25 protein-coding genes and 2 pseudogenes are annotated in these 25,774 nt (G+C 67.1%); 15 read left to right on the top strand and 12 right to left on the bottom strand.

All coding sequences use genetic code 11. The annotated features are described in order from the left end of the window. Window positions 1–78 precede the first annotated feature (78 nt). Genes ACZZZQ_RS17795 through ACZZZQ_RS17785 form a run of 3 tightly spaced genes read right to left on the bottom strand, consistent with a single transcriptional unit; the run spans window position 79 to window position 2,535 of the window. Window positions 79–1,158, bottom strand: a complete 1,080-nt coding sequence (locus ACZZZQ_RS17795) for a GNAT family N-acetyltransferase (protein WP_463508047.1) — start codon at window positions 1,156–1,158, stop codon at window positions 79–81. Further along, window positions 1,155–2,243: a GNAT family N-acetyltransferase gene (locus ACZZZQ_RS17790; protein WP_463508046.1), complete on the bottom strand. Its 1,089-nt coding sequence runs from the start codon at window positions 2,241–2,243 to the stop codon at window positions 1,155–1,157. Before ACZZZQ_RS17790 ends, ACZZZQ_RS17795 begins: the two co-directional genes overlap by 4 nt. Before the next feature lie 13 nt (window positions 2,244–2,256). Further along, on the bottom strand, window positions 2,257–2,535 hold the full coding sequence (locus ACZZZQ_RS17785; protein ID WP_463508045.1) for a hypothetical protein: 279 nt from the start codon (window positions 2,533–2,535) through the stop codon (window positions 2,257–2,259). 543 nt (window positions 2,536–3,078) lie between these two features. Here ACZZZQ_RS17785 and smc point away from each other — a divergent pair. The 3 genes and pseudogenes from smc to ACZZZQ_RS17770 all read left to right on the top strand — a co-directional run bounded on the left by smc (window position 3,079) and on the right by ACZZZQ_RS17770 (window position 8,059). Then, window positions 3,079–6,618 (top strand): chromosome segregation protein SMC, encoded by a 3,540-nt coding sequence (gene smc / locus ACZZZQ_RS17780; RefSeq protein ID WP_463508044.1) that lies wholly within the window; start codon window positions 3,079–3,081, stop codon window positions 6,616–6,618. Window positions 6,619–6,642: 24 nt separating this feature from the next. Beyond that, window positions 6,643–7,514 (top strand): annotated as a pseudogene (gene ftsY, locus ACZZZQ_RS17775) (signal recognition particle-docking protein FtsY). Between the two features lie 44 nt (window positions 7,515–7,558). Next, a complete protein-coding gene (locus tag ACZZZQ_RS17770; RefSeq protein WP_463508043.1) occupies window positions 7,559–8,059 on the top strand; it encodes a DUF2004 domain-containing protein in 501 nt (166 codons plus the stop codon). A 16-nt stretch (window positions 8,060–8,075) separates the two neighbouring features. Here ACZZZQ_RS17770 and lipA read toward each other — a convergent pair whose 3' ends face one another. Then, a complete protein-coding gene (gene lipA / locus ACZZZQ_RS17765) occupies window positions 8,076–9,065 on the bottom strand; it encodes a lipoyl synthase (RefSeq protein WP_053095923.1) in 990 nt (329 codons plus the stop codon). After that, the gene (gene lipB / locus ACZZZQ_RS17760) at window positions 9,062–9,715 is read right to left on the bottom strand and encodes a lipoyl(octanoyl) transferase LipB (protein ID WP_053095925.1); all 654 of its coding nucleotides are present in this window, start codon (window positions 9,713–9,715) and stop codon (window positions 9,062–9,064) included. Before lipB ends, lipA begins: the two co-directional genes overlap by 4 nt. 93 nt (window positions 9,716–9,808) lie before the next feature. Here lipB and ACZZZQ_RS17755 point away from each other — a divergent pair. The 3 genes and pseudogenes from ACZZZQ_RS17755 to ffh all read left to right on the top strand — a co-directional run. Beyond that, window positions 9,809–9,931: pseudogene (locus ACZZZQ_RS17755) on the top strand (TetR family transcriptional regulator); the annotation flags it as partial. Window positions 9,932–10,019: 88 nt separating this feature from the next. Continuing rightward, on the top strand, window positions 10,020–10,430 hold the full coding sequence (locus ACZZZQ_RS17750) for a hypothetical protein (RefSeq protein ID WP_463508117.1): 411 nt from the start codon (window positions 10,020–10,022) through the stop codon (window positions 10,428–10,430). A gap of 13 nt (window positions 10,431–10,443) precedes the next feature. After that, window positions 10,444–11,997 carry a signal recognition particle protein gene (gene ffh, locus ACZZZQ_RS17745; protein WP_463508042.1) on the top strand — a complete coding sequence of 518 codons (1,554 nt, stop codon included), beginning with the start codon at window positions 10,444–10,446 and terminating at the stop codon, window positions 11,995–11,997. A gap of 9 nt (window positions 11,998–12,006) precedes the next feature. On the opposite strand, the gene ACZZZQ_RS17740 is transcribed toward ffh, so the two are convergent. Beyond that, window positions 12,007–12,915, bottom strand: a complete 909-nt coding sequence (locus tag ACZZZQ_RS17740; protein ID WP_463508041.1) for an EamA family transporter — start codon at window positions 12,913–12,915, stop codon at window positions 12,007–12,009. Between the two features lie 78 nt (window positions 12,916–12,993). On the opposite strand from ACZZZQ_RS17740, the gene ACZZZQ_RS17735 reads away from it, so the two are divergent. Further along, on the top strand, window positions 12,994–13,929 hold the full coding sequence (locus tag ACZZZQ_RS17735; RefSeq protein WP_463508040.1) for a LysR family transcriptional regulator: 936 nt from the start codon (window positions 12,994–12,996) through the stop codon (window positions 13,927–13,929). Window positions 13,930–13,931: 2 nt separating this feature from the next. On the opposite strand, the gene glpK is transcribed toward ACZZZQ_RS17735, so the two are convergent. The 3 genes from glpK to ACZZZQ_RS17720 all read right to left on the bottom strand — a co-directional run bounded on the left by glpK (window position 13,932) and on the right by ACZZZQ_RS17720 (window position 18,030). After that, the gene (glpK, locus tag ACZZZQ_RS17730) at window positions 13,932–15,446 is read right to left on the bottom strand and encodes a glycerol kinase GlpK (RefSeq protein ID WP_053095934.1); all 1,515 of its coding nucleotides are present in this window, start codon (window positions 15,444–15,446) and stop codon (window positions 13,932–13,934) included. A 29-nt stretch (window positions 15,447–15,475) separates the two neighbouring features. Further along, window positions 15,476–16,228: an MIP/aquaporin family protein gene (locus ACZZZQ_RS17725; protein WP_053095936.1), complete on the bottom strand. Its 753-nt coding sequence runs from the start codon at window positions 16,226–16,228 to the stop codon at window positions 15,476–15,478. Window positions 16,229–16,320: 92 nt separating this feature from the next. Then, complete coding sequence (locus tag ACZZZQ_RS17720; protein ID WP_463508039.1) at window positions 16,321–18,030, bottom strand: glycerol-3-phosphate dehydrogenase/oxidase; 1,710 nt, start codon at window positions 18,028–18,030, stop codon at window positions 16,321–16,323. 100 nt (window positions 18,031–18,130) lie between these two features. On the opposite strand from ACZZZQ_RS17720, the gene ACZZZQ_RS17715 reads away from it, so the two are divergent. Then, on the top strand, window positions 18,131–19,102 hold the full coding sequence (locus ACZZZQ_RS17715) for a sugar-binding transcriptional regulator (protein WP_053099094.1): 972 nt from the start codon (window positions 18,131–18,133) through the stop codon (window positions 19,100–19,102). A 2-nt stretch (window positions 19,103–19,104) separates the two neighbouring features. On the opposite strand, the gene ACZZZQ_RS17710 is transcribed toward ACZZZQ_RS17715, so the two are convergent. Beyond that, window positions 19,105–20,256: a glutamate--cysteine ligase gene (locus tag ACZZZQ_RS17710; protein ID WP_072592271.1), complete on the bottom strand. Its 1,152-nt coding sequence runs from the start codon at window positions 20,254–20,256 to the stop codon at window positions 19,105–19,107. 209 nt (window positions 20,257–20,465) lie between these two features. On the opposite strand from ACZZZQ_RS17710, the gene rpsP reads away from it, so the two are divergent. From rpsP to trmD, 4 genes are read left to right on the top strand one after another with little or no spacing between them, the layout of a single operon-like run. Next, window positions 20,466–20,900 (top strand): 30S ribosomal protein S16, encoded by a 435-nt coding sequence (gene rpsP / locus ACZZZQ_RS17705; protein ID WP_053095939.1) that lies wholly within the window; start codon window positions 20,466–20,468, stop codon window positions 20,898–20,900. A 6-nt stretch (window positions 20,901–20,906) separates the two neighbouring features. Next, complete coding sequence (locus ACZZZQ_RS17700; RefSeq protein ID WP_053095941.1) at window positions 20,907–21,137, top strand: RNA-binding protein; 231 nt, start codon at window positions 20,907–20,909, stop codon at window positions 21,135–21,137. After that, on the top strand, window positions 21,130–21,741 hold the full coding sequence (rimM, locus tag ACZZZQ_RS17695) for a ribosome maturation factor RimM (RefSeq protein ID WP_053095943.1): 612 nt from the start codon (window positions 21,130–21,132) through the stop codon (window positions 21,739–21,741). Before ACZZZQ_RS17700 ends, rimM begins: the two co-directional genes overlap by 8 nt. A gap of 19 nt (window positions 21,742–21,760) precedes the next feature. Beyond that, complete coding sequence (gene trmD, locus ACZZZQ_RS17690; protein ID WP_053095944.1) at window positions 21,761–22,471, top strand: tRNA (guanosine(37)-N1)-methyltransferase TrmD; 711 nt, start codon at window positions 21,761–21,763, stop codon at window positions 22,469–22,471. Here the strand turns inward: trmD and ACZZZQ_RS17685 are convergent. After that, window positions 22,468–23,040, bottom strand: coding sequence for a histidine phosphatase family protein (locus tag ACZZZQ_RS17685; RefSeq protein ID WP_320488174.1), 573 nt, complete (start codon window positions 23,038–23,040; stop codon window positions 22,468–22,470). The genes trmD and ACZZZQ_RS17685 overlap by 4 nt on opposite strands. A gap of 87 nt (window positions 23,041–23,127) precedes the next feature. On the opposite strand from ACZZZQ_RS17685, the gene ACZZZQ_RS17680 reads away from it, so the two are divergent. Together ACZZZQ_RS17680 and ACZZZQ_RS17675 are read left to right on the top strand one after the other, a co-directional pair. Next, window positions 23,128–23,865 carry a class I SAM-dependent methyltransferase gene (locus ACZZZQ_RS17680; protein ID WP_056278669.1) on the top strand — a complete coding sequence of 246 codons (738 nt, stop codon included), beginning with the start codon at window positions 23,128–23,130 and terminating at the stop codon, window positions 23,863–23,865. Beyond that, entirely contained in the window at window positions 23,862–24,338 is a 477-nt protein-coding gene (locus ACZZZQ_RS17675) for a pyrimidine dimer DNA glycosylase/endonuclease V (protein WP_053095948.1), read from the top strand. Before ACZZZQ_RS17680 ends, ACZZZQ_RS17675 begins: the two co-directional genes overlap by 4 nt. On the opposite strand, the gene map is transcribed toward ACZZZQ_RS17675, so the two are convergent. Beyond that, entirely contained in the window at window positions 24,318–25,100 is a 783-nt protein-coding gene (gene map / locus ACZZZQ_RS17670; protein WP_053095949.1) for a type I methionyl aminopeptidase, read from the bottom strand. The genes ACZZZQ_RS17675 and map overlap by 21 nt on opposite strands. A 121-nt stretch (window positions 25,101–25,221) precedes the next feature. Here map and ACZZZQ_RS17665 point away from each other — a divergent pair, with 121 nt between their 5' ends. Further along, a complete protein-coding gene (locus ACZZZQ_RS17665; RefSeq protein WP_463508038.1) occupies window positions 25,222–25,710 on the top strand; it encodes an MFS transporter permease in 489 nt (162 codons plus the stop codon). Window positions 25,711–25,774 lie beyond the last annotated feature (64 nt).

The raw sequence follows: 25,774 nt of genomic DNA, 5'->3' as shown, positions 1-25,774 counted from the left end.
CGCGGCCATACGGAGACCGCTGCGTCGGCCGGGCGGATGATCCGTGGCCGGCCGTGTACACCGCTCGGATGATCTCGATCAGATCCGCTTCTGCCACGCTCCCGCATAGGAGACAGGCGCGAAACCGATCGCCTCGTTGATGCTCAACATGGGACGGTTCTCCTCTGCGTTGAACGTCGAGACTGTCGGGGTGAGCGGCATGAGCTCTCTCCAACGGAGGAGATTCGCGCACTTGACGATCGTGCCGAGACGGTGCCCGCGGTGCTCGCGAGACACCAGAGTGCCGAGCTGGTGGGTCACTCCTGAGCGGTCCGCCCCGACGAGTAGCTCGTTGTAGGCGACCATGTCTCCGCTGGGCACATGCTGCACCGCGACGATCGACAGAGCCTGACCGGCCCCCGTGAGCCGTCGCTCACGTCGCACGACACGTTCCGCATCCCACTCCTCGGCCACGAAGTCCATGTCGCCGCTCGGGGCGTCGGTAGACAGGCGAGCGAGGATCGCCGCGTACCCGTCACGGAACTCGGGCGGTGTCGGTGCCATCCACTGGAGCACCCGGTAGTCGCCGCCGGCGGCGGTCTTCGCCGATTCCAGAGCGGCCCGCAGCGGGGCGGGGTCGGAGCGCAGATCGAGCTCGCTGTTGCGTTCGACCTGTTCGAACTCGTATCCGCGGGCGACGAGAGCGTCCGACAGCGGAATCGCCGGAATGCGACCCCACCCCGTTCGCGGTGTGATCATCCGGTCTGACTCCATGGGCCTGTGCAGCGTCCAGGTCTGCACCAGGGATCGGCCGTGTGCGCGCGCCTCCGACTCGGCGAGCGACAGGAGAGCGTCTTCGACACCGCGTCCCCAGTGCTTCTCCGGCACGAGGAGGTCCGCCTCTGCGGCGTTCGCGTCCGCCTCCTGAGCGTAGGAGAGAGTGATCATGCCGACGATCTCGGTTCCGAGCCTGGCGACGAAACCGGTCTGCAGGGTATCGCTGGGATCCTGCCACGATGCGAGCATCTGCGCGGCATCGGGGGCGATGTCGGGCAGGCCGACCAGCTCCTCGCAGATCTGCCTGTTGAGCTCTCCGTATGCGCGGAAGTCCGCGGCATCCTCGGCGTCCAGCGCGCGGGGGACGGTCAGAGGTGTGATCGTCAGTGTGCTGGTCGTCATGACAGCTCCTTCTTCCACGCGCCTTCATAGGCGACGGCGGTGAATCCCATCGCCTCGTTGATGGCGAGCATCGGCCGGTTCTCCTCGGCGTTGTAAGTGATCACGTCGCGTGACGCGGGAGCGATGCCTGTCCACGACAGGAACGCTTCGCACTTCACGAGTTGCCCCAGACGATGGCCGCGGTGCTCGGTGAGCACCAGGGTGTCGTGCTGGTGTGTGGTGGCGGTGGGATCCGGACCGATTCCGAGTTCGGTGAATGCGGTGAGCTCGCCTGTCGGGATGTGCTGCGCGACAGTGACCTGCATGATCTGGCCCATCTCCGCGACTCTCTTCTCCGTGGCGACCAGACGCTCTGCGTCCCAGGCCTCCTCGTCGGTCTCGAGATCGGCCGAGGGGGCGTCGGTCGACATGCGCGACTTGAGCCATGCGTAGCCGTCGACGTGCTCCGGTGGCGTCGGAAGCATCCACTGGAGCACGCGATAGTCCTGTGAGAGCGCTCGCGCGTCCTCGCGCAGCTCCTCGGCACGCTGAACCGTCTCCTGGGTGACCGCGAGGCGGCTCACCCGATAGACCTGCTCGAGGGCGAATCCGTGGCGGATGAGGAATCGTGCGACGTGATCGTCCGGAACGCTGCCGAAGCCCGTCTTCGCCTGCAGCCTGGGTCCGTCGCTGGCCGGCTGCTCCGACCAGTTCTGAATGACCTCGCGGCCGTGGAGACGGGCGAAGGCCTCGACGTGCGGCAGGATCGCGGTTCCGATCCCCTGACCCCAGACACGGGGGTGGATCTCGATCGCGGCGATCGCCACACGCGACCCCTCCTCATGAGGAATGTCGATGACTGTGCGCCCGACGATCTCGCCTCCGACGCGCACCGCCCACACGGCAGTCGTGCGCTCTTTGCGAGAGCGCAGGATCGGAAGCAGCGCCTCTGGCGTCAGATCCTGCTCGGTGCGTCCGGTGAGCTCTCGGTAGACGGCGTTGCGAACGCGGGCGAGCTCGCGGAATTCGGCGGCGTCAGCTGCATCCGCTCGTGCCGGCAGCACGAGCGGATGCAGCGACGCATCAGGGGTGAGCGGAATGCTCATGGCGATCTCCAGGTCAGCGCAGCTGACGCTGCAGGTCGTAGGTGAGCAGGGCGTAGGTCTCGCCGGGCGTGCGATCACGTCGATCGAGACGCAGCGCATCCGCTTCGGCGGCGGCGATACGACGTACCGGGCGAGGGCGCTGTGCCCTCTGGAGCAGCCAGAGGCCGATCCGGAGAGAGAGACGATCTGCCAGCGCGAGGCGCCGCAGCTCATCGGCTGCGGGGATGTGGAGGACCTGCTGGTCCTCGGTATCCGGAGGGTGGGGGATGCTGCGGTACAGCGTGGTGTTCACGATGATTCCTTCGAGATGAATGGTGGTGATGGGTGCGGCGAACGCGGCCGCAGGGCCTTCGTTGAAGGGCGGCGGTGCGCGGTGAGAGTCGAGAGCCCGGTGCGCCCGAAGGCGAGCGCCGGGATCGGCGGAGAGCCGTGATCCGGAGGGGATCAGAGGGCGGAGCGCGGAGTAGAGCGGGCGAGAAGCCCCGTCACAGGTCGGAGACCGGTGGATGGTTCGGGGCAGAGTTCTCGGGCTGCGGTTCTACGAGAGAGCGCTTCGACGGACGCCGGCGGTTACCGAGTGCGCAGAGCGCGGCGCGAATGGCGCGGCGAGGCCAGTGGCCTGAGCAGTGAGCTGAGTGATCATCGGTAACCTCCTTTCGTGTGGCGATCCGGAGGTTACGGTAGCGAAACCCGGGCGTGTCCGTCAAGCATGACCGGCGTGGATCGGCGTGTCGCGCGGAATTCCGGTTCACTGCGAACCCGCGCGGGATGCCCGTTCTGAGCCGTCATTCCGGTAGCGTATGGGCGTGATTCACCCCCGAGACGCGGTACGCGCATGCATCTGAAGAGCCTGACCCTCAAGGGGTTCAAGTCCTTCGCGCAGCCGACCAGCTTCGTCTTCGAGCCGGGTGTCACCTGCATCGTCGGACCCAACGGGTCAGGCAAGTCCAACGTGGTGGACGCCCTCGCGTGGGTCATGGGCGAACAAGGGGCCAAAACGCTGCGCGGCGGCAAGATGGAAGACGTCATCTTCGCAGGCACCTCGACCCGGGGGCCGCTGGGCCGCGCCGAGGTGCAGCTGACGATCGACAACAGCGACGGAGCACTGCCGATCGAGTTCGCCGAGGTCACGATCAGCCGGACTCTGTTCCGCAACGGATCGAGCGAGTACGCGATCAACGGAGAGAACTGCCGCCTGCTCGATCTGCAGGAGCTCCTCAGCGACTCGGGGCTGGGACGCGAGATGCACGTCATCGTCGGACAGGGCCGGCTGGACACAGTGCTCCAGGCATCGCCGGAAGACCGTCGTGGCTTCATCGAAGAGGCCGCCGGCATCCTCAAGCATCGGCGGCGCAAGGAGAAGACCCTTCGCAAGCTCGATGCGATGGAGACCAACCTCACGCGATTGAGCGACCTCGCGGGTGAGATCCGCCGTCAACTGAAGCCGCTGGGACGCCAGGCCGAGATCGCGCGAGAGGCGCAGACGATCGCCGCGGTCGTCCGCGATGCCAAGGCCCGGATCTTCGCCGACGACGTCGTGGCGCTGCGCACCGCCCTGGCCGATCACACGCGCACGGAGAACGAGAGACATACCGAACGACTGGTGCTGTCCGATCAGGCGGAGGCGGTGCGGGCGAACATCGCACGGCTCGAGCAGGATCAGAACTCGGCCGCGGTGGATCAGGCGCGAAGCGTCGCCTTCGGTCTCGAGCAGGTGCAGGAGCGGATGCGCGGGCTTTACACTCTGGCCAATCAGCGGCTCGCGTTGCTCGGCTCGGACGACGATGACGCGGCAGTGACCGCCGTCACGGTCACGCAGAGCACGATCGACGAGGCGAAGGATGAGATCACCGTGATCTCCGCGGGCCTCGGTGACGCCCAGGAAGCGGCGACCGTGGCGAGCCGCGAGGTGATGCTCGCGCGCGCCGAACTCGACACTCTCGACGTCGACATCGCCGAACAGAGCGCGCTGGTGTCGGAGTACGACATGCGCATCAGTTCGCTGCGTGGCACAGCCGATGCGGCCGCGTCCGCTCTCGCTGCCGTGCGGGGCGCGGTTCTTCGACAGGAGAACGCTCTCGAGGCGGCGAACGCGCGCCGTCGTGACGCAGCGGAAGCCCTCGAGGCGATCGCCGATGCAGAGGCGCCTGAGGGCACGGCAGCCGAGCATTCCGCAACGTACGAGAGCGCGCAGCGGGCTGCGACGGCGGCCGAAGCCGAGCGGGAGACGCTCCGTGAGCGGCTGCACGCGGCGGAACGCGAGGTCGACGCGCTCACCGCGAAGTCGGCGGCGCTCGGGAGCGCGCTCGCGATCTCCGGAGGAGCCGCGGAGATCGTGAAGACCGGCGGTCCGGGGATACGCGGACTCGTGGGCGACTCGGTGCAGGTCAGGAGCGGATTCGAAGCTGCCGTCGCGGCGGTGCTGGGTCCCCTCGCCGAAGGCGTCCTCGTCGACGTCGCGGACGATGCGTTCGACCTCGCCGGCGACGCGTCGGAGCAGCGACGGGGAGTGGTCGATTTCGTGATCGCCGACTCCGCGCGTCCGTCGATCGAGCTGCCCGCCATCGATGGGGTGACCCGCGCGGTCGACACGGTCACGGCGCCGGACGGCGTCCTCGGCATCCTGTCGCACGTCGTCATCGCAGACAGCCTCGACGCAGCGCGTGCCGCGCGACTGTCACTCGATCTCGCCGGCGACACCACCACCACGATCGTGACCACCGCCGGCGACGTCGTCACCGCTCAGACTCTGCGCACGGGTTCCGGCGGCGAACGCTCGCGCCTCGAGCTCGCCGCCGAACGAGACGCGGCGAACGACCGCCTGGCCGAAGTGCAGGTCATCGTCGATTCGCTGCGGGAGGCGCGTGAGGACGCGAACGAGTCCGTCGAGACATCCCGTCGTCTGGCGAAGGACGCGCTCCGGGCGCTCCGCGAGCACGATGCCGCGCTGGCGACGCACGCCGAGCAGGTCAACCGCATCACGGTCACCCACGAGTCGGCGGTCGCCGAGTGCGAGCGACTCGAGAACGGGCTCGCGCAGGCGCAGAGCGCGGTGCAGGAGGCCGAGGCCGCGTCGGAGGCAGCCAAGGCCGAGTGGGACGCCGCTGTCGCGGCGCCGCGGCCCGTGCTCGACGCCTCAGCGCGTGACGGACTGCTCGAAGCGCTCGAGATCGCACGCGAGGGCGAGGTCAGGGCTCGCCTGGAGATCGAGACGCTGCGTGAGCGCGTGCGCGCTGCCCAGTCCCGGGTCGTCGGTCTCGAGCGGCAGCGCGAGCAGGAGCGGGACGCGGCTGCCGAGGCAGCGCGCCGGGCCGTCATCCGCCGTGCGCAGCGCGAGGCGGCATCCGGCGTCGCGCTAGAGCTCCCGCGCATCCTCGATTCGATCGATCGGTCCGTCACCGAGGCACGCGTCGCGCTGGCCGAGGCGGAGTCGGCGCGATCGGCGCAGAACCAGGAGTTGACGGCTCTGCGCGCGCAGGAGACCTCGCTCCGGGAGAGGTTGGCCGGCCTCACCGAGAGCGTCCACGGTCTCGAGCTGCAGATCCATGAGAAGAAGCTGCACCTCAACAGCCTCCTGGAGCGGGTGGCGTCGGAGCTCGCGCTCGACGAAGATATTCTCGTTGCGGAATATGGTCCCGACCAGCTCCTTCCGCGCGACCCCGCTGCGGAGACCGCCGATGACGAGCAGCTCGACACGGCGATCCCGTTCGATCGACGGATTCAGCAGCGCCGACTGGCTGATGCGGAGCGCAAGCTCGCTCAACTCGGACGCGTGAACCCGCTCGCGCTGGAGGAGTTCGCGGCACTCGAGCAGCGCCATGCATTCCTCACCGAACAGCTCGCCGACCTGACCCAGACCCGTCAGGATCTGCTCACGATCATCGCCGATCTCGACGAGCGGATGCAGACGATCTTCGCGAGCGCGTTCGAAGACACGAGGATCGCGTTCGGAGAGGTCTTCCCTCTGCTGTTCCCCGGCGGATCCGGAAGCATCTCGCTGACGGATCCCGAGAACATGCTCACCACGGGCATCGAGGTGTCGGTGCGTCCGGTCGGCAAGAAGATCGAGCGGCTCTCCCTGCTCTCGGGAGGTGAGCGCTCCCTCGCCGCGGTCGCGCTGCTCGTCGCCATCTTCAAGGCGCGCCCGAGCCCCTTCTACATCCTCGACGAGGTCGAGGCGGCGCTCGACGACGCCAATCTCGGCCGCCTGCTCACCGTGTTCGAGCAGCTTCGCGAGAGCTCGCAGCTGCTCGTCATCACGCACCAGAAGCGAACCATGGAGATCGCGGACGCTCTCTACGGTGTGTCGATGCGTCAGGACGGCGTCTCTGCGGTCGTCGGGCAGCGCGTGGGCGACCGCGCGGCCGCCGTCTGACGGCGCTACCCGTAGGCTGGAGTCATGGCGGAGAAGTCGTGGTCCCTCACTCGCGCGCTGCGCGGGATGTTCGTCAAGCCCACTATCGACGAGACGACGTGGGAGGACCTCGAGACCGCTCTCATCACGGCTGACTTCGGTCCCGACATCAGCGAGAGGGTCGTCGAGGAGCTTCGAGAGAAGGTCGAGCGCTACCGCACGACCGATCCGCAGGATCTCCAGCGGATGCTGCGCGAGACGCTCGAGGAGCACTTCGCGAAGTTCGACACCACCCTGAAGCTCACCGAGCGACCGGCGGTCGTGCTCGTCGTGGGCGTCAACGGCGTCGGCAAGACCACGACGATCGGCAAGTTCACCAAGTTCCTCCGCGGGTTCCAGCGCAGCGTGGTGGTCGGCGCAGCCGACACGTTCCGTGCGGCGGCCGTCGATCAGCTCGCCACCTGGGCGCAGCGCGGGGAGCGGCGATCGTCCGTCCCCAGCAGGAGGGCCAGGATCCGGCATCCGTCGCCTACCAGACGATCGAGTTCGCCCAGCGTGAGGGCATCGAGATCGCGATCATCGACACGGCCGGTCGTCTGCACACCAAGGGCGGGCTGATGGATGAGCTGGGAAAGATCCGTCGCGTGATCGAGAAGCAGGCGCCGATCAGCGAGGTCCTTCTCGTGCTCGACGCCACGACCGGGCAGAACGGAGTGATGCAGGCCGAGGCCTTCCTCCAGCATGCCGGCGTCACCGGTCTCGTCCTGACCAAGCTCGACGGATCGGCGAAGGGCGGTTTCGTCCTCGCCGTGCAGGAGCGCACCGGCATCCCCGTCAAGCTCCTCGGGCAGGGCGAGGGCATCGATGATCTGACCGGATTCACCCCCCATGTCTTCGTCAAGTCGCTCGTCGGCTGACGACGGGACTACCGCCGCGAGCACGAGGCTGGTTTCATAGCGTTATGGCGATCGAACACGACTACTTCGGACTCCTGTCCTCAGGGCCCGACGGCTCGATCTTCTGGTCCGAGACGGTGGAGCTCGGTGACCAGAGCGTCACCGTCGACCTCACGGCTCCCGACCAGGACGATGTCTCTGCCGACGCGCTCGACATCGCCGCTTCGCTCATCGCGGGGATCGAGAACGTCGACGCGGTCTCGCGGCGGGGCATGCTCGCGGAGGTCGACGATCGCACGAGCGAGGTCACCGAGTACATCCTTCAGCAGCAGGAGGCGTATGGTGACGAGCTCGAAGACATCCTCGTCGACGTGAGCGGTGACGCCGCCGTCGACATCATCCGATCGCTCCGGCTCATGAGCATGACGATTCTCGCCGACGAGCACGGTGGATCCGAGCCCTTCGCCGTGTTGGAGTACGCGCTCGACGCCACCACCACCGACGACGTCCTGCTCGTGAACCTCGGCTCCGACGGCAGCGTGCAATCCGTGATGAGCGCGGACTGACCGTTCCCGCCTCAGTTCAGACGGCTTGGGCGAAGCCGAGGTCTGCACTCTCGGCGATGTGCGCCAGGTGCGGCGGGATCTCGCGTCCTTTCGACACCATCGACTGCGCCCACAGCCGGCCGGCGCGGTAGGACGAGCGCACGAGGGGGCCTGCGAGCACGCCGAGGAAGCCGATCCGCTCGGCCTCCTCCTTGAACTCCACGAACTCCGTCGGCTTGACCCAGCGTGCGACAGGCAGGTGACGAGGAGACGGCCGCAGATACTGCGTGATGGTGATGATGTCGCAGCCGGCGTCGTGCAGGTCGTTCAGCGCCTGGACGACCTCCTCCGGTTCCTCGCCCATTCCGAGGATGAGGTTGGACTTGGTGATCAGTCCCGCGTTGCGTGCCTGGGTGATCACATCGAGCGAGCGCTCGTACCGGAATGCAGGGCGGATGCGCTTGAAGATGCGCGGCACGGTCTCGACGTTGTGGGCGAAGACCTCGGGGCGTGCGTCGAAGATCTGGCCGAGGAAGGCCGGATCGGCGTTGTGCTCGTTGGCGAGCAGCTCTACTCCGGTGTTCGGGTTGAGCTCGTGGATCTTCCGGACGGTCTCGGCATTCAGCCAGGCTCCGGTGTCCGGGAGGTCGTCGCGGGCGACGCTGGTGACCGTCGCATAGCGGAGGTTCATCCGCACGACGCTCTCGGCGACCCGGCGCGGCTCGTCCGTGTCGTAGGCGTCGGGCTTGCCGGTGTCGATCTGGCAGAAGTCGCACCGACGGGTGCACTGCGACCCGCCGATGAGGAAGGTCGCTTCTCGGTCCTCCCAGCATTCGAAGATGTTCGGACACCCCGCCTCCTGGCACACGGTGTGGAGGTCCTCGCTTTTCACCAGCGAGTGGAGTGCGGTGTACTCGGGCCCCATCTTCGCCTTCGTCTTGATCCATTCCGGCTTGCGCTCGATGGGCGTCTCGGCGTTGCGGATCTCGAGGCGGAGGAGCTTGCGTCCCTCGGGTGCGGCGGTCATCTGGAGGCTCCTACACGGTCGGCGGTCGAGTATTCGGCGAGGAAGGCGGCGGACACGGAGGCGCTGATGTCGGCGGGGGAGACGTCAGCACCGACCACCTCGCTCACCGTCGTCACGCCCGCGTCGGTGATCCCGCACGGGATGATGCCGCCGAAGCCCGCGAGAGTGTTGTCGCAGTTGATCGCGAAGCCGTGCATCGTGACGCCCTGCTGCACACGCACCCCGATCGCCGCGACCTTGTCCTCCGAGAGCGGGCGGCGGACCCATACGCCGCTGCGTCCCTCGACCTGGTACCCGTCGACGCCGAGCGGACGGAGCACGTCGATCAGGATGCGCTCGAGGCGGCGGACGTGAGCGACGACGTCCATCGGCTCGGGCAGTCGGACGATCGGGTATCCCACGAGCTGGCCGGGGCCATGCCAGGTGATCTTCCCGCCGCGGTCGACGTCGATCACCGGAGTGCCGTCGTGGGGGCGCTCCTGCGGCTCGGTCCGCTTGCCGGCGGTGTACACGGCCTCATGCTCGAGGAGGATGAGCGTGTCCGGACGGGTGCCGGACACGACGTCGGCATGGATGCTGCGCTGCAGATCCCAGCCCACGGTGTAGGGGACGTACGTCGGGGCGAGACCCGCCGTCAGTATCTCGAGCATGGAGACCACTCTCGTCAATAGATGGATTGCGTCTAAGAATACTCCTCCGCACTGACGGCGGCGCGCCGCAGCGACGCGCGGTAGCGTGTTGACATGAGCAGCACGAGCCGAGCAGGGCGGCCGAAGGCGTCTTCGCGGGAGACTCTCGCCGAGGCTGCCTGCGAGCTGTTCCTGGAGCAGGGGTACGACGCCACCTCGGTCGCCGACATCACCCAGCGAGCCGGAGTGAGCCGCTCGAGCTTCTTCAACTACTTCTCGTCGAAGAGCGACGTGCTCTGGTCCGGTCTCGACGACCGCATCGGTCGTGCGGTCGAAGATCTGGTCGCGGTGCACGAAGATCGTGACGGCGCGCACGTCGAGACGCATCCTCTCGGCTCTCGTCGACGACTTCGCACCCGACAGCCTCGCACTCGCGATCAACAACTCGTCCGCGATGGGGCTCGACGACGAACTCGAGCAGGACGCCGCACGGCGACAGGCGCGTCTGGCTGCGACCCTCGCCGATCTCGCCCGGCGCTCCGGCGTCCCCGCGCTCACCGCCGACATCGCGGCAGCGACGTGGGCCGCCGCGGTTCTCGCTGCGGTGCGAGCCTGGGCCGAGAGCGGCGCAGGTCGCGGTTCGGTCAGCGATCGATTCGCCGACGCTGTGCGCGCGATCGCGCGGTTGCCGTGGACCGCGGCAGCGAGCGCGGAGAACGGGTCAGGATTCGCGTAAACTCGGTGTCACCATGGCTACCTTTGGCACGCTCTCCGATCGGCTCACCGAGACCTTCCGCAACCTTCGCACGAAGGGAAAGCTCACTGCGGCCGACGTCGACGGCACAGTGCGCGAGATCCGGCGCGCGCTGCTCGACGCCGACGTCGCGCTCACGGTCGTCAAGGACTTCACCGCGAAGGTGCGCGAACGTGCCCTCGGCGACGAGGTCAACAGGGCACTGAACCCGGCCCAGCAGGTCGTGCAGATCGTCAACGAGGAGCTCGTGCAGATCCTCGGAGGCGAGCAGCGTCGTCTCCAGTTCGCCAAGACCGCGCCGACGGTCATCATGCTCGCAGGACTCCAGGGTTCGGGTAAGACGACGTTCGCGGGCAAGCTCGCGAAGCAGCTCGAGGGGGAGGGGCACACTCCTCTGCTCGTCGCGGCGGACCTCCAGCGCCCGAACGCCGTGAACCAGCTCCAGGTGGTCGCCGAGCAGGCCGGTGCCACCGTCTACGCACCCGAGCCGGGCAACGGCGTGGGCGACCCGGTCAAGGTCTCGCGCGACGGTGTCGAGCATGCGCGACGTCACCAGCACGACGTGGTCATCATCGACACCGCCGGACGCCTGGGTGTGGATGCCGAGCTCATGAAGCAGGCATCCGACATCCGCAAGGCCACCGACCCCGACGAGGTTCTCTTCGTCATCGACGCCATGATCGGCCAGGATGCGGTGAACACCGCTCGTGCGTTCCAGGAGGGTGTCGACTTCACCGGCGTCGTGCTGTCGAAGCTCGACGGAGATGCCCGCGGTGGTGCGGCGCTGTCCGTCGCCTCCGTGACCGGACGCCCGATCATCTTCGCATCGACCGGTGAGCGCCTCGAAGACCTCGAGCCGTTCCACCCCGATCGCATGGCCAGCCGGATCCTGGATCTCGGCGACATCCTCACCCTCATCGAGCAGGCCCAGCAGGCCTTCGATGAGGAAGAGGCCGTCAAGATGGCCGAGAAGCTCGCGACCGAGCAGTTCACACTCGAAGACTTCCTCGACCAGCTTCAGCAGATGAAGAAGATGGGATCGATGAAGAAGATGCTGGGAATGCTTCCCGGCATGGGGCAGATGAAGCAGCAGCTCGAGGACTTCGACGAGCGCGAGATCGATCGCACCGAGGCGATCATCCGCTCCATGACTCCCGGTGAGCGCCGCAATCCGAAGGTCCTCAACGGCTCTCGTCGCCTGCGTATCGCCCGCGGTTCGGGAATGACGGTCACGGATGTCAACCAGCTCGTCCAGCGCTTCGATCAGGCCGCGAAGATGATGAAGACCGTCGCGCGCGGCGGCACCCCGAACATCCCCGGCATGGGGTCGATGCCCGGCATGGGCAAGCCCGGCGCGTCGTCGAAGCGCAGCAAGAAGGGCAAGTCCTCCGGCGGTTCGCGTTCGGGCAACCCCGCCAAGCGCGCCGCCGAGAACGCCGGCCTCGCTCCGACGTCGACTCCGACGGGTTCGGGTTTCGGTCTCGGGGGCGCGAAGGCGCCGAGCGAAGCCGACCTCGCGGAGATCCAGAAGCTCTTCGGCAAGAGCTGAGGCGTCCCTTCAGAGTCGGCGCGCGGGCAGCGCCGGTTCCGGAACACGTGACGACCGGCGGGGTCGCCGGAGCGCGGTCAGCTGTCCTCCGACGAGGGCGACCAGGACGAGAACGACTCCGACGACCTGAGCCGTCGTGAACCTCTCGCCGGCGACGAGTGCGCCCAGCAGAGTCGCCACGACGGGGGAGAGCAGAGCGAGCAGCCCGGGTGCGATCACCGGCAGCTGCTGGATGCCTCGAAACCACAGTATGTAGGCGAGCAGGCCTCCCACCGATCCGAGCCAGACGTACCCGAGCGCTGCTCCGCCGTCGACGGTCGGGGGAGTGCCTTCGAACAACAGGGCGAGGGGCAGCAGGATCAGCCCGCCCGCAGTCAGCTGCCACCCCGCGTAGGCGACGGCCCCCACGCCTGCCGGGCGCCCCCAGCGCTTGGTGAGGATCATGCCCACCGAGGTCGCAGTCACCCCGCCGAGTGCCGCCAGGATGCCGAGGGCATCGAGCTGGGCTGCTGGTCCGAGCACGACGAGAGCGACGCCTCCGGCACCCACGGCGGCAGCGATTGCCGTGACAGGGCGGATGCGGTCTCCGAGCAGCAGAGCACTCAGTCCGAGGATGGTCAGCGGTTGGACACCCGCGACGGCGGCGGCGACTCCGCCGGGCAGCCTTTCCGCGGCGATGAACAGGAGCGGGAAGAATGCGCCGATGTTGAGGGTTCCGAGTGCGAGAGATCTCAGCCACCAGGCTCCGCGCGGCAGAGCGCGACCGATCGCCATGGCGACGAGTCCCGCAGGAAGCGCGCGGAGGAGTCCTGCGAAGAGGGGATGACCGGTCGGGAGCAACTCCGTCGTCACGAGGTAGGTGGTGCCCCACGAAAGAGGGGCCAGCGCGGTGAGCAGCAGCAGGGCGAGGCGGTTCATTCCTTCAGCCTGAATGCCCATCAGCCATGAGTCCAACGCATGGTTCTCACTTGACACATGAACTGCGATCATGAATGCATGGATCTGCAGCAGTTGAGATACGTCGTCGAAGTCGCGTCGTCCGCCAGTTTCACGCGCGCCGCCGAGCGCTGCTTCGTGACGCAGTCGGCGCTGAGCCACCAGATAGCTGCTCTCGAGCGGGAACTCGGGCAGCGGCTGTTCGTCCGATCGAGCCGCAGCGTACGCACCACCGAGGCGGGTGAGGCATTCCTCGTCCATGCGATTCGGGCGGTCAGAGCAGCGCACGATGCGCGTGACGCTGCGGCTGCCACGGCCGGCCGCGTCGTGGGCACCCTTCATCTCGGTGTCATCCCCACGGGCAGCGCCGTCCCTGTCCCGCAAGCGATCGCACGGTTCCGCGCCGCTCATCCGGATGCCGCGGTCGAGCTCACGGTCGGCAACAGCGACACGCTGGTGGAGGCCGTTCGGCGCGGCGACCTCGATGTCGCTCTGCTGGGACTGCGAGAGGGCGTCGAGCCTCGGAGCGTGGCATTTCGTGCACTCGCCCGCGAACGCCTTGTCGTCGCGGCATCCCCTGCTCACCGCATCTCCGGGCATGTCGGCGTCAGCCTCGCCGACCTCGCGGATGAGGTCTTCGCGGACTTTCCCGCGGGCACATCTGGCCGCGCCCAGGCGGACGCTGCCTTCGCGGCAGCCGGCATCACACGTGACGTGCCCTTCCAAGCGGACTCGTCTGAGCTGATATTGGGTCTCGTCTCCCAGGGGCTCGCGATCTCACTGCTGGCACCGGGGGTGATCGCTACGTCGTCCTTCGACGTCGCGGCGGTCGATCTCGTCGATGGTCCCGTACGGGTTCAGTACGTCGCCTGGGACGATCGCGCCCCGCGCAACGTCACGTCCGCCTTCCTCCGCGTCGTCGAGTCGATGACGTCGCGCCGGAATCATGAAGCGGGCCCGGAGGAATCCTCCGGGCCCGCCCACTCAGGTATCTGAGGTCACTTCACGTCTTCGTCGACCCAGTCCATCGACTTGCTGACGGCCTTGCGCCACAGACGCAGCTGGCGATCGCGCTCTCCGTCTTCCATGGAGGGCTCCCAACGGCGGTCCTCCTGCCAGTTGGCGGAGAGGTCGTCGAGTCCGTTCCAGAATCCGACGGCGAGACCGGCCGCGTAAGCGGCGCCGAGCGCTGTCGTCTCCGCCACGACGGGGCGAACGACCGGCACACCGAGCACATCGGCCTGGAACTGCATGAGCGCGTCGTTCGCGACCATCCCGCCGTCGACCTTGAGTTCCGTGAGGTCGACTCCGGCATCCGCGTTGACGGCGTCGAGCACGTCGCGGGTCTGGAATGCGACCGCCTCGAGCGCTGCGCGAGCGATGTGATTCTTGTTCGCGTAGCGGGTGAGGCCCACGATGGCGCCGCGGGCGTCCGGACGCCAGTAGGGCGCGAACAGACCGGAGAACGCCGGGACGATGTACACGCCGCCGTTGTCGTCGACCTGCTTCGCGAGTTCTTCGACCTCGGGAGCGGAGCCGATGATGCCGAGCTGGTCGCGCAGCCACTGGATCAGGGATCCGGTGACGGCGATCGAGCCCTCGAGCGCGTAGTGCGTCGGTCCGTCGCCGAGCTTGTAGCCGACAGTGGTGAGCAGGCCGTTCTTCGAGTGGACGATCTCCTCACCCGTGTTGAAGATCAGGAAGCACCCGGTGCCGTAGGTGTTCTTGCTCTCGCCCGTGTTGAATGCGGCCTGGCCGAAGGTCGCGGCCTGCTGGTCGCCGAGGATGCCGGCGATCGGCGTCTCGCGCAGCAGTGACGAGTCCTCGGCTGCGCCGTAGACCTCGGAGGAGGAGCGGATCTCGGGCATCATCGAGCGGGGAACGCCGAACGCCTCGAGGATGTCGTCGCGCCACTCGAGCGTCTCGAGATCCATGAACATCGTGCGCGAGGCGTTGGTGACGTCCGTCACGTGGACGCCGCCGTCGACACCGCCGGTGAGGTTCCAGAGCACCCAGCTGTCCGTCGTGCCGAAGACGAGGTCGCCGGCATCCGCCTTCTCGCGAGCGCCCTCGACGTTCTCGAGGATCCAGGCGATCTTGGTGCCGGAGAAGTAGGTGGCGAGGGGGAGGCCCACGATGGGCTTGAACCGCTCGACCCCGCCGTCGGCCGCGAGGCGGTCGACGATCTCCTGCGTACGGGTGTCCTGCCAGACGATGGCGTTGTAGACGGCCTTGCCGGTGGTCTTGTCCCAGACCACAGCGGTCTCGCGCTGGTTCGTGATTCCGACCGCGGCGATGTCGTGGCGCGTCAGGTCGGCGCGACTCAGTGCGAGTCCGATGACCTCCTGCACGTTGCGCCAGATCTCAGCGGGGTCGTGCTCGACCCAGCCTGCCTTGGGCAGGATCTGCTCGTGCTCCTTCTGACCGGTCGCGACGATGCTGCCCTTCTTGTCGAAGATGATCGCGCGGCTGGAGGTGGTGCCCTGATCGATGGCGATGATGTAGTCGGCCATTGTGTTCTCCTTTGAAGTCAGGTTCGGGTTCAGGCGAGGTTGAGCAGTACCGGCGCAGCGACGGCGGCGAGGACACCACCGATGAGCGGACCGACGACCGGGACCCACGAGTAGGACCAGTCGCTGGAACCCTTGCCCTTGATCGGGAGGATGGCGTGGGCGATGCGGGGGCCGAGGTCGCGTGCCGGGTTGATCGCGTATCCGGTCGGTCCACCGAGCGATGCACCGATGGCGACCACGACGAGTGCGACGGGAAGGGCGCTGAGCGGGCCGAGGCCTCCGGGGACGCCGATCTCGATGTCGCCGTAGTCAGCGAACGCGAAGACCGCGAACACGAGGACGAACGTGCCGATGACCTCGGTGACGAGGTTCCAGCCGTACGAGCGGATCGCGGGACCGGTCGAGAAGACGCCGAGCTTGTTGGCGGGGTCGGGCTCCTCGTCGAAGTGCTGCTTGTAGGCCAGCCAGGTGAGGATCGCACCGACGATCGCGCCGAGCAGCTCAGCACCGGTCGCGACCGCGAACTGAGAGAAGTCGATCTTGCCTGCGACGAGAAGGCCGATGCCGACAGCAGGGTTCAGGATGGCGCCGGAGTAGGCGGAGGCGAGGACACCCACGAAGACCGCGAGACCCCATCCCCAGTTGACCATCAGGAAACCGCCGCCGAAGCCCTTGTTCTTGGCTAGTGCGACATTGGCGACCACACCACATCCGAGGAGGATCAGCAGCGCTGTGCCGACGAACTCCGAGAGGAAGTAGAGACCGAGATTCACTTCAGTCATGTCTTCATTGACCTTTCTTGAGTGCCAGGGCCCCTTAGCCCTGGCACTTGTTGGGAATTACACCGCGTGGAGGGCGGTGTTCGGATGTCTCGTCAGCCGCGTGCGCGTGACGAGATCTGGAGTCCATGGCGTTCGTTCAGCAGCGCCCGCGTCTGCTCGAGTTCGGCATCGTGCCGTGCGCGATCCCAGTCGAGCAGAGGAGACAGCGCGTCTGCAAGCTCTTCGAGCACATCCGCGTCGGCGTTGCCGGTGAAAGCGATGCTGGTGCGGCGCAGAACGACGTCCTGCAGTCGCGCGACCATCTCGTTCTCGACCATCCATGCCAGCTCACGCGTCGAGAGGTCGCCGCCGACCAGAGGCGCGTCGTCTCCCTGCTCGATGAACTCCCAGACCTGCGCGGCGCGGGTTCCGTATCGGGCGAGAAGACGCTCGGCGCGATCGCCGGCTCCGGGCAGGTTCTCCTGGATCCAGATGCGACGTGCCTTCTCGGTGCGCGGGAAGTCACGGCCTCCGCCGATGGCGCGTCCGGCGGTGGACACGGTGCGGGTGCGACCGATCAGACCGAGCACCACGTCGGAGAGCGATTCGCCGAGGGCTCGGAAGGTGGTCCACTTGCCTCCGACGAGGCTCACGAGAGGGGCGGCACCCTTCTCGTCGACTTCGATGCGATAGTCGCGAGAGACGAATCCCGGTGCGGTGTCCTCGTGCCGGGGGAGCGGACGGATCCCCGAGAAGTTGAAGACGATCTGCTCGCGGGTCACGTCGATCGTCGGGAAGACGTGGTGGATGAGGTCGAAGAAGTAGTCGATCTCCTCCTCGGTGCACACCGGGACCTCGCGGGGGTCTGCATCGATGTCGGTCGTTCCCACGAGAACGCGACCCTTGAGCGGGTAGATCAGGACGATGCGACCGTCGGAGTGCTCGAAGAAGATCTCGCGTCCGCGCGTCGCCTCGAGGAGCTCGGGGTGGTCGAGGACGATGTGGGATCCCTTGGTGCCGCCCATGAAACGCGTGTCGTTGCCCAGCGCGTCGTTGGTGAGATCGGTCCACGGACCGGATGCGTTCACGACGACATCGGCGGTGACGGTGAACTCGGTCCCGCTCTCACGATCGCGGAGGACGACCTTCTCGCCGTCCCGCGCGATCGCCTCGACGTAGTTCAGTGCAACGGCGCCGGGGTGTGCGGAGCGTCCGTCCTGCAGGACGTCGAGCGCGAGGCGCTCCGGGTCGTGCATCGACGCGTCGTAGTAGGTGGCCGTGTACTTGATGTTCGGGTCGAGCGAGGGGAGCTCGGCGAGCGAGCGCTTGCGACCCAGGAACCGGTGACGGGGCACCATGCCGCCGTCGCGGGAGAACGTGTCGTAGATCGTCAGTCCGACCTTGATCAGGAACGCTCCACGCTCCTGGGGCTTGCCGCTCTTGTGCGTGAGGAAGCGCAGGGGAGCGGACAGGATGCCGGAGAAGGTCGAGTAGATGGGGATCGTCGTCTCGAGCGGCTTGACGTAGTGCGGGGCGATCTTCAGCAGCCCGTTGCGCTCTTCGACCGATTCGCGCACGAGTCGGAACTCGCCGTTCTCGAGATAGCGGATGCCGCCGTGGATCATGTGGCTCGACGCCGCCGACGCGCCGGAGGCGAAGTCGCCTCGCTCGACGAGCAGTACGTCGACGCCCTGCAGCGCCAGATCACGGAACGCGGAGATCCCGTTGATCCCGGCTCCGATGACAAGGACGCTCGTGCGTCCGGACTCACGGACGGCGCGGACTGCCGCGCGTTCCGGTGATGAGTGTGTCGACTCGATCATCTTCGACCCTTCTCTGTGCGTGCTCCCAGCTTCGACCTGATCGCCCACCACGCGCAAGCCCGTTGCACATATGTGCAAAGATCGACTCGAGGAGGTCGTCATGCGCCAGTCTGACGCGGGATCGCGCGATTCCAAGCTGATCGCCGCGCTCACCGCGGCACAGCTCTACTACATGCAGGACAAGACCATGGAGGTGATCGCGCAGGAGCTGAAGACCTCGCGATCATCGGTGTCGCGCCTGCTCAGCTTCGCCCGCGAGAGCGGACTCGTGGACATCCGCATCAATTCCCCTCTCGAGCGACTCGGCATGCTGGAGCAGCGCATCCGGGACAGGCATCGCCTCGTGGCCCACGTCGTGCCCATCCCCGAGATCGTCAGCGAGGTCGAGAGGCTCGAGCGGGTGGCCCTGACCGCAGGGCGACTGCTGTCGCAGTTCGTCGACTCGAACATGATCGTGGGTGTCGCGTGGGGATCCACGATCAGCGCGGTCAGTCGTGGTCTCACGCAGAAGGAGACGCACAACACGACGTTCGTGCAGTTGAACGGTGCCGGGAACACGCAGACCAGCGGGGTCGAGTACTCGAGCGACATCCTCCAGCGCTTCGGCAGCGCGTTCGGTGCGCAGGTGCAGCAGTTCCCCGTGCCCGCTTTCTTCGACGATCCCTCGACGCGCGAGGCGATGTGGCGAGAGCGGAGCACTCTGCGGGTGCTCGACCTGCAGTCGAAGATGGACATCGCCGTGTTCAGTCTCGGCTCTCCGGCCGCGGAGGTTCCCAGTCGCGTGTACGTCGGCGGCTATCTCGGTCGCGACGACTACCGGAGCCTCCGGGAGGACCATGCGATCGGCGACGTGGCCACGGTCTTCTTCCGCGCGGACGGGTCCTGGAGGGACATCCGTGTCAACGCACGGGCGACGGGTCCGGGTCTCGACAGGCTGCGGCGGGTGCCCCGACGCGTGTGCGTGGTGTCCGGTGTTCCGAAGCTCGCCAGCCTCCGCGCCGCCATCGCCGCCGACCTCATCACGGACGTGGTGCTCGATGAAGGACTCGCGCGCAGGCTCGTCGAGGACTGACCCTACGGCTCGTCGGTCGAGGATTCCGGGCCGGAGCGGAACTCTCGGATCAGATGCTGGACGACTGCACCGAGGTCGCCGCCCGTCGCGTTCGCGATCGTCAGCTGACGCTCGTAGCTCGCGCCGTCCGTGAGGATCGTCTCGATGCTGCCGAACTCACGCACGCAGCCGAGTTCGACCGCGACCGGGGCGAGCTCCTCGAGCACCTCCGAAAGATGCTCCCGCACGGGACGCTGGGTTCCGGCGGCGTCGACGATCACCCGCGCGTCCAAGCCGTAGCGCGCGGCGCGCCACTTGTTCTCCCGGTGGTACCAGGCGGGCATCTGCGCGAGGGGGAGTCCCTCGTCCATCTGACGCGAGAGATGCTCGACCAGGACCTGCACGAGCGCGGCCACTGCCGCGAGCTCCGGCAGCGTGGAGAGCCCGTCGCATGCCCGCACCTCGATCGTCCCCCACCGCGGTGCGGGCCGGATGTCCCAGCGCACTTCGGTGGCGTCCGCCATCACACCGGTGCGCACCATGTCGTCGAGGTAGGCCTCGTACTCCGACCAGTCCTGCAGCGGCCACGGGAGCCCCGCAGTGGGCAGCTGCTGGAACACCAGAGCACGGTTCGAGGCGTATCCGGTGCGCTCACCGGCCCAGAACGGACTCGAGGCGGAGAGAGCCTGCAGATGCGGGAGATAAGCGGCGAGGGCGTTGATGATCGGGATGACCTTGCGCTGATCCTCCACGCCGATGTGGACGTGGATCCCCCAGATCATCATGTTCCGACCCCACCACTGGGTGCGCTCGATCAGGGTGTGGTAGCGCGTCTTGTCGGTCACTTCCTGGTGGTACCACTGCGCGAACGGGTGACTGCCGGCCGAGAGCAGCTCGATGCCGGCCGGATCCGTCGCCGCACGAACAGCGGTGATCGCGTTGGCGATGTCGTCCACGGCATGGGCCACGGAATCGCCGATGCCGCTGGTGACCTCGATCGTGTTGGTGAGGAGCTCGCCCGTCACGGTATGCCGTTCTTCTGCACTCTCATCCTCGAGTGCCGACAGCAGCTCGGGGGCGCGGCCGACGAGATCACCGCTCACCGGATCGGCGAGCATGATCTCCCACTCGAGACCGACGGTGGACCGGGCCGATGGCGCGAAATCGAGCTTCACGAGCACAGTCTGACACGCGCTGTCGGCGACACGGCAACCGTCGTGTCGCCGCGTTTCGCTCCTGGGCCGCGGATCTGGCAGAATAGAAGGTCGGACGACGTGCTCGACCCTCTATCCAGCACTCGTCCTCCCTATTTGAGCTTCCGCCGGGTGTGCACCCCACTCTCCAGGCGATCGGTTCGTTACCTTCCACACAATTCAGGAGAATCGTGGCTGTCAAGATTCGTCTCAAGCGCCTGGGCAAGATCCGTGCGCCGTACTACCGCATCGTCGTCGCCGACTCGAAGACCAAGCGCGATGGTCGCGTGATCGAGGAGATCGGCAAGTACCACCCCACCGAGGAGCCCTCGTTCATCGAGATCGACTCCGACCGTGCGCAGTACTGGCTCTCCGTCGGCGCTCAGCCGACCGAGCAGGTCGCTGCTCTGCTCAAGATCACGGGCGACTGGGGCAAGTTCAAGGGTGACAAGGACGCGAAGTCCACGCTGAAGGTCAAGGAGCCCAAGGTTCCGTTCGAGATCGACGCGTCCAAGAAGTCCGTCGTCAAGCCCAAGGCCGAGAAGAAGGTGGAGGCCCCCGCTGAGGAGGCTCCCGCCAAGGCCGACGCGGAGGCCGCAGAGGCTCCCGCCGCCGACGCAGAGTAATTCGTCGTGCTCGCCGCCGCGCTCGAACACATCGTCAAGGGGATCGTCGATCACCCTGAAGATGTCCGCATCAACGCTTCCACGACGCCGAGAGGCGACCTGCTCGAGGTGCGTGTGCACCCCGACGACCGTGGTCGAGTGATCGGGCGCGGCGGCCGCACCGCAAAAGCACTGCGCACGCTCATCGCCGCTCTCGCGGATGGGCGGCGTGTCCGGGTCGACGTCGCGGATGACTGACGTGGTGTCCAAGGACCGCAACCAGGGCAAGAACCAGCTGCGGGTGGGGCGCCTCGTCAAGGCCCACGGCCTCAAGGGCGCTCTCAAGCTCGAGCTGTACACCGACAACCCGGAACGCCGATTCACTCCGGGAGCCGAGTTCACGTTGCAGGTGCCTGAGGCATCTCCGTGGCACGGCAAGACCGTCGTCGTTCGCGAATACCGCGTGATGAACGGCAACCCCGTCGTCTTCCTCAAGGATGTCGACGATCGCGAGGGCGCAGAGACTCTCGTCCGAGCCATCCTCTGGATCGATCAGGACAACGACGAGGTCGAGGACAACGCGTGGTTCGACCATCAGCTCGTGGGTCTCGACGTCGTCCGTGACGGCGTCGTCGTGGGCAAGGTGGCTCGCGTCGAGCATTTCCCTGCGCAGGATCTGCTCATCGTCAGGTCCGGCGAGCAGGACATCATGGTGCCGTTCGTCCAGGCGATCGTTCCCACGGTCGACATCAGCGCCGGGCGCGTCATCGTCACGCCGCCTGCGGGCCTCTTCGAAGAGCTCCCTGACGCGTCCGATGCGACGGAGGCGGGGGAGTCCTCCGACTCCGACGCCACTGACTGATCCCTCGTTCGGCCCGCCAGTGCGCATCGACGTCCTCTCGATCTTCCCGTCGTACTTCGACGGTCTGACGCTCTCCCTGCTCGGGAAGGCGCAGAGTACCGGCATCCTCGACCTGCGTGTCCGAGACCTCCGCGAGTGGACGTCTGATCGTCACCGCACCGTGGACGACACCCCCTACGGGGGCGGGGCGGGGATGGTGATGAAGCCGGAGCCCTGGGGGCTCGCGCTCGACGAGCTGGCATCATCTGCTCCGTCCGAAGAGGGCAGTCGGCCCACGATCATCTTCCCCTCGCCCGCAGGCGAGGTCTTCACGCAGGCCACCGCACGCGATCTCAGCACTCGCGACCACCTCATCTTCGGATGCGGTCGATACGAGGGGATCGACGAGCGGGTGTTCGAATACGCCTCATCGCTCGGCGAGGTGCGGCTCATCAGTCTCGGCGATTACGTCCTCAACGGCGGGGAAGTGGCGACGATGGCGATGATCGAGGCCATCGGTCGCCTGATCCCCGGTGTCGTGGGAAATCCGGCGAGCCTCGTCGAGGAGTCTCACGAGGACGGACTCCTCGAGTACCCGTCTTACACGAAGCCGTCGGTGTGGCGAGAGCGACCGGTGCCGGACGTGCTGCTGAGCGGCAATCACGGCGTGATCGCTTCCTGGCGGCGGGATCAGCAGATCGAACGGACGCGACGTCGGCGCCCGGATCTGCTGCCGGACGACGACCGCTAGACGATCCGTTCGATCCCCGAGTCGATCTCGAACACCACGCCCTGAGGGTGCCGCAGCGAGAGCGCGGATGCGGGGGCCAGGCCCCGGAGCTCCGCACGCAACAGCCGACCGATCATCTCGTGACTCACCAGCAGCGGGATCCCGGACGAAGCCCACCCGCACACCGACAGTGCCCGGCGGGCACGTCCCTTCGCCTGGGCGTAGCTCTCACCTCCGGGAAATGCCCAACCATATCGGTTCTCAGCCCGGTCCTCGCGGGCGGTGGGGAATCGTTCATCGATCTCGGACCAGGTCAGGCCGGCCATCTCACCGTGATGGAGCTCGGCGAGCTCCGGTACCTCCACGAGATCTGCGCCGATCCGATCGGCGACGATGACCGCGGTCCGGAGCGCGCGGCCGAGCGGGCTGGAGCACACGGTGGTGATGCCTCGGTCGACGAGGCGCGCGGCGACGCTCTGCGCCTGAAGGATGCCGTCCTCGGTCAGAGGCGAGTCGAGTTGTCCGTGCAGCCGATGATCGAGGTTCCAGCAGGTCTGCCCGTGCCGCACCAGGAACAGGTGTTCTGGCACATGCCGATCCTCCGGAATCATGGACTCAGGATGGCATAGCCGCGTCGCCTCCGTACTGGCGGAATCGGCGGCTGATAGCGTCGCACCATGGTCGATGAGGTGCTGGCGAAGTCGTTCGAGACGATCGGGGCGGATTACGACCGCTACCGTCCCGGATTCCCCGTGGAGGCGGTCGAGCTCATCGCACCACAGCGCATCGGGACTGCGCTGGACCTCGGCGCGGGCACCGGGAAATTCACGGAACTGCTGTCGGCCCGAGCGGAACGCGTGATCGCTGTCGAGCCCTCCGAGCAGATGCTGTCGGTTCTGCGAGCCAAGCTGCCGGATGTGGAAGGCCTCATCGGCAGTGCCGAGCGGATTCCGTTGCCGGACGGCACGGCGGATGTCGTCGCCGTCGCGCAGGCGTTCCATTGGTTCGATCGGGAGTCGGCCTGTGCGGAGATCTCGCGCATCCTCACGCCGGGCGGAACTCTCGGGCTGGTCTGGAACCACTCGGATCCGTCGAGTTCGTGGGATCGAGCAGCGCACCGTATCGCGCACCCCGCGGTCGCTGACACGGACGGAACGACCAGCACCGCCGCGGCGGAGCTCCCCGGATTCACGTTCGTGACGAGCGAATCGATCCACTGGACGGAGCAGATCAGCCGCGAGGCATACCTCCGTCGCTGGTCGACGGTGAGCACCTTCCTCGTGGCCGACGACCATGCCCGTTCGGTGATGTCGACCGCCATCGAAGCGGTGCTCGACGGGGACCCGGACACACGCGGGCGCGAACAGCTCGAGTTGCCGATCATCACCGACGTGTTCGTCTATCGGCGCGCATGAGGATCTGGTCACTGCACCCGCAGTACCTCGATCGCCAGGGTCTGGTGGCCTGCTGGCGGGAGGCGCTGCTCGCTCAAGCGGTGCTCGCCGGGCGAACCCGTGGCTACACCGGTCACCCCCAACTGGAGCGGTTCCGTGCCTATCCCGATCCGCTCGATGCCATCGGCGCGTACCTTCGGGGCGTCGCCGTCGAGGCGGACGTGCGCAGCTATACCTTCGACCGATCGCGAATCGATCGACCGGATGCGAGAGGTGAGTCGATCCTGTCCGTGACCACCGGCCAGCTCGCGCTGGAATGGTCGCATCTCAGCGCGAAGCTCGCGGAGCGCAATCCCGACGTGCTCGGACTCTGGTCCGCGGTCTCGGTGCCCGAACCGCATCCTGCTTTCCACGTCCTCGAGGGTCCGGTCGCCGCGTGGGAACGCGCGCTGCCGCCGGCTGAGCCCCGCGGGTCAGCGAACGCCGAGGAATGACCTGTCGGTGAGGACGATCGGGCCATCGGCCGTCACGGCCACGGTGTGCTCCGAATGCGCGCCCCTGGAACCGTCCACACTCCGCAGGGTCCATCCGTCGGGATCGGTCACGAGTTCGTCCGTGGTCTCGAGCAGCCACGGTTCCAGCGCGAACACGAGGCCCTCGCGCAACGGGAATCCACGTCCGGCGCGACCGTCGTTGGGGACGTGGGGGTCGCCGTGCATGATGCGTCCGACACCGTGACCGCCGAAGTCGGTGTTGATCGAATACCCCTCGCCGTGTGAGATCGCGGCGATGGCGGCTGAGATGTCACCGATCCGGTTGCCGACCACGGCAGCGTCGATGGCCGCAGCGAGAGCGCGCTCTGTCGTCTCGATGATGCGGAGGTCCTCGTCGCGGGGAGTGCCGACGACGAAGGACACCGCGGAGTCGGCCACCCATCCGTCGACGGAGACGGCGAAATCGAGCGACACCAGGTCGCCGTCTCGCAGCGTGTAGTCGTGGGGGAGGCCGTGCAGTACAGCGTCGTTGATCGAGGTGCAGATCACCTTGCCGAAGGGACTGGCGCCGAAGGACGGGTGGTAGTCGATGTAGCAGGACTCCGCTCCGGCCTTGCGGATCATGTCGTGCGCTCGGCGATCGATCGACAGCAGGTTCGTGCCGACCTTCGTCTCGTCGCGCAGGGTTGCCAGGGTCTCGGCCACGAAGCGACCGGCGGCGCGCATCTCGTCGATCTCGGCAGGGGTGCGCAGTTCGATCATCGGGTGTCCTCTCGTCCTCTCCATTCTCCCCGATCTCCGGGTGACGGACGTCCGCCTCGAGGCCGCGTGCTCAGAGCGAACACCTGGATCATCGGCCGCACGCCGTCGTACGATTTGTGACATGTGGTTGCGTCAGGCGTTCTTCCGGTGGCTCATTCCGGCAGCGTTCCTCCTGCCGCTCTGGTTGCTCGTGGGGTGGGGCGTCTTCCAAGGCGGTTGGGCCATCCTCTGGGTCCTCTTCATCGCGGTCCCCTCCGTGTTCGTCGGCCAGCTTCTTCTCACACTCCTGACTCGGTCTCGCCCGTCGGTGCGGGTCGAGAGGGCAGTCTCGTGGTGGGATGTCGGCGGTTTCACGCTCTGGCACGGGCTGACCATCGCTGTCGGATGCTTCATCGACGGCGCGTTCGGCTGGCTTCTCGCCGCCGCCGTCGTCGTCGGCATCGGTCTGGTCTGGCTGCAGCTCTGGCAGCTGTGGAACGAGGCGAAGGGAAGCGGAGCACGGATCCGCGAGACCATCTCGTGGTCCACCGTTCCCGGCGTCGACGAGCCCGCGGCGGAGACCCGCGTGCGAGAGGTCTTCGTCATCCGGGAGAAGGACTCGCCGGAGTGACGGCAGCGCAGGCGACGTTTTGGCCGTGTGCGGCATCCATGGCAGAATGAGTGTTTGTGCCGTG

The organism is Microbacterium sp. AC132 (assembly GCF_979258525.1).
Note: the sequence above shows the minus strand (reverse complement) of the source record. Positions and strands in the feature narration are given on the sequence as shown.

Coding starts and splice junctions, on each gene's coding strand:
- ACZZZQ_RS17795 (WP_463508047.1), bottom strand. CDS start 1,158: ATGACGACCAGCACACTGACGATCACACCTCTGACCGTCCCCCGCGCG.
- ACZZZQ_RS17790 (WP_463508046.1), bottom strand. CDS start 2,243: ATGAGCATTCCGCTCACCCCTGATGCGTCGCTGCATCCGCTCGTGCTG.
- smc (WP_463508044.1), top strand. CDS start 3,079: ATGCATCTGAAGAGCCTGACCCTCAAGGGGTTCAAGTCCTTCGCGCAG.
- ACZZZQ_RS17770 (WP_463508043.1), top strand. CDS start 7,559: ATGGCGATCGAACACGACTACTTCGGACTCCTGTCCTCAGGGCCCGAC.
- lipA (WP_053095923.1), bottom strand. CDS start 9,065: ATGACCGCCGCACCCGAGGGACGCAAGCTCCTCCGCCTCGAGATCCGC.
- lipB (WP_053095925.1), bottom strand. CDS start 9,715: ATGCTCGAGATACTGACGGCGGGTCTCGCCCCGACGTACGTCCCCTAC.
- ffh (WP_463508042.1), top strand. CDS start 10,444: ATGGCTACCTTTGGCACGCTCTCCGATCGGCTCACCGAGACCTTCCGC.
- ACZZZQ_RS17740 (WP_463508041.1), bottom strand. CDS start 12,915: ATGAACCGCCTCGCCCTGCTGCTGCTCACCGCGCTGGCCCCTCTTTCG.
- ACZZZQ_RS17735 (WP_463508040.1), top strand. CDS start 12,994: ATGGATCTGCAGCAGTTGAGATACGTCGTCGAAGTCGCGTCGTCCGCC.
- glpK (WP_053095934.1), bottom strand. CDS start 15,446: ATGGCCGACTACATCATCGCCATCGATCAGGGCACCACCTCCAGCCGC.
- ACZZZQ_RS17725 (WP_053095936.1), bottom strand. CDS start 16,228: ATGACTGAAGTGAATCTCGGTCTCTACTTCCTCTCGGAGTTCGTCGGC.
- ACZZZQ_RS17720 (WP_463508039.1), bottom strand. CDS start 18,030: ATGATCGAGTCGACACACTCATCACCGGAACGCGCGGCAGTCCGCGCC.
- ACZZZQ_RS17715 (WP_053099094.1), top strand. CDS start 18,131: ATGCGCCAGTCTGACGCGGGATCGCGCGATTCCAAGCTGATCGCCGCG.
- rimM (WP_053095943.1), top strand. CDS start 21,130: ATGACTGACGTGGTGTCCAAGGACCGCAACCAGGGCAAGAACCAGCTG.
- ACZZZQ_RS17680 (WP_056278669.1), top strand. CDS start 23,128: ATGGTCGATGAGGTGCTGGCGAAGTCGTTCGAGACGATCGGGGCGGAT.
- ACZZZQ_RS17675 (WP_053095948.1), top strand. CDS start 23,862: ATGAGGATCTGGTCACTGCACCCGCAGTACCTCGATCGCCAGGGTCTG.
- map (WP_053095949.1), bottom strand. CDS start 25,100: ATGATCGAACTGCGCACCCCTGCCGAGATCGACGAGATGCGCGCCGCC.
- ACZZZQ_RS17665 (WP_463508038.1), top strand. CDS start 25,222: ATGTGGTTGCGTCAGGCGTTCTTCCGGTGGCTCATTCCGGCAGCGTTC.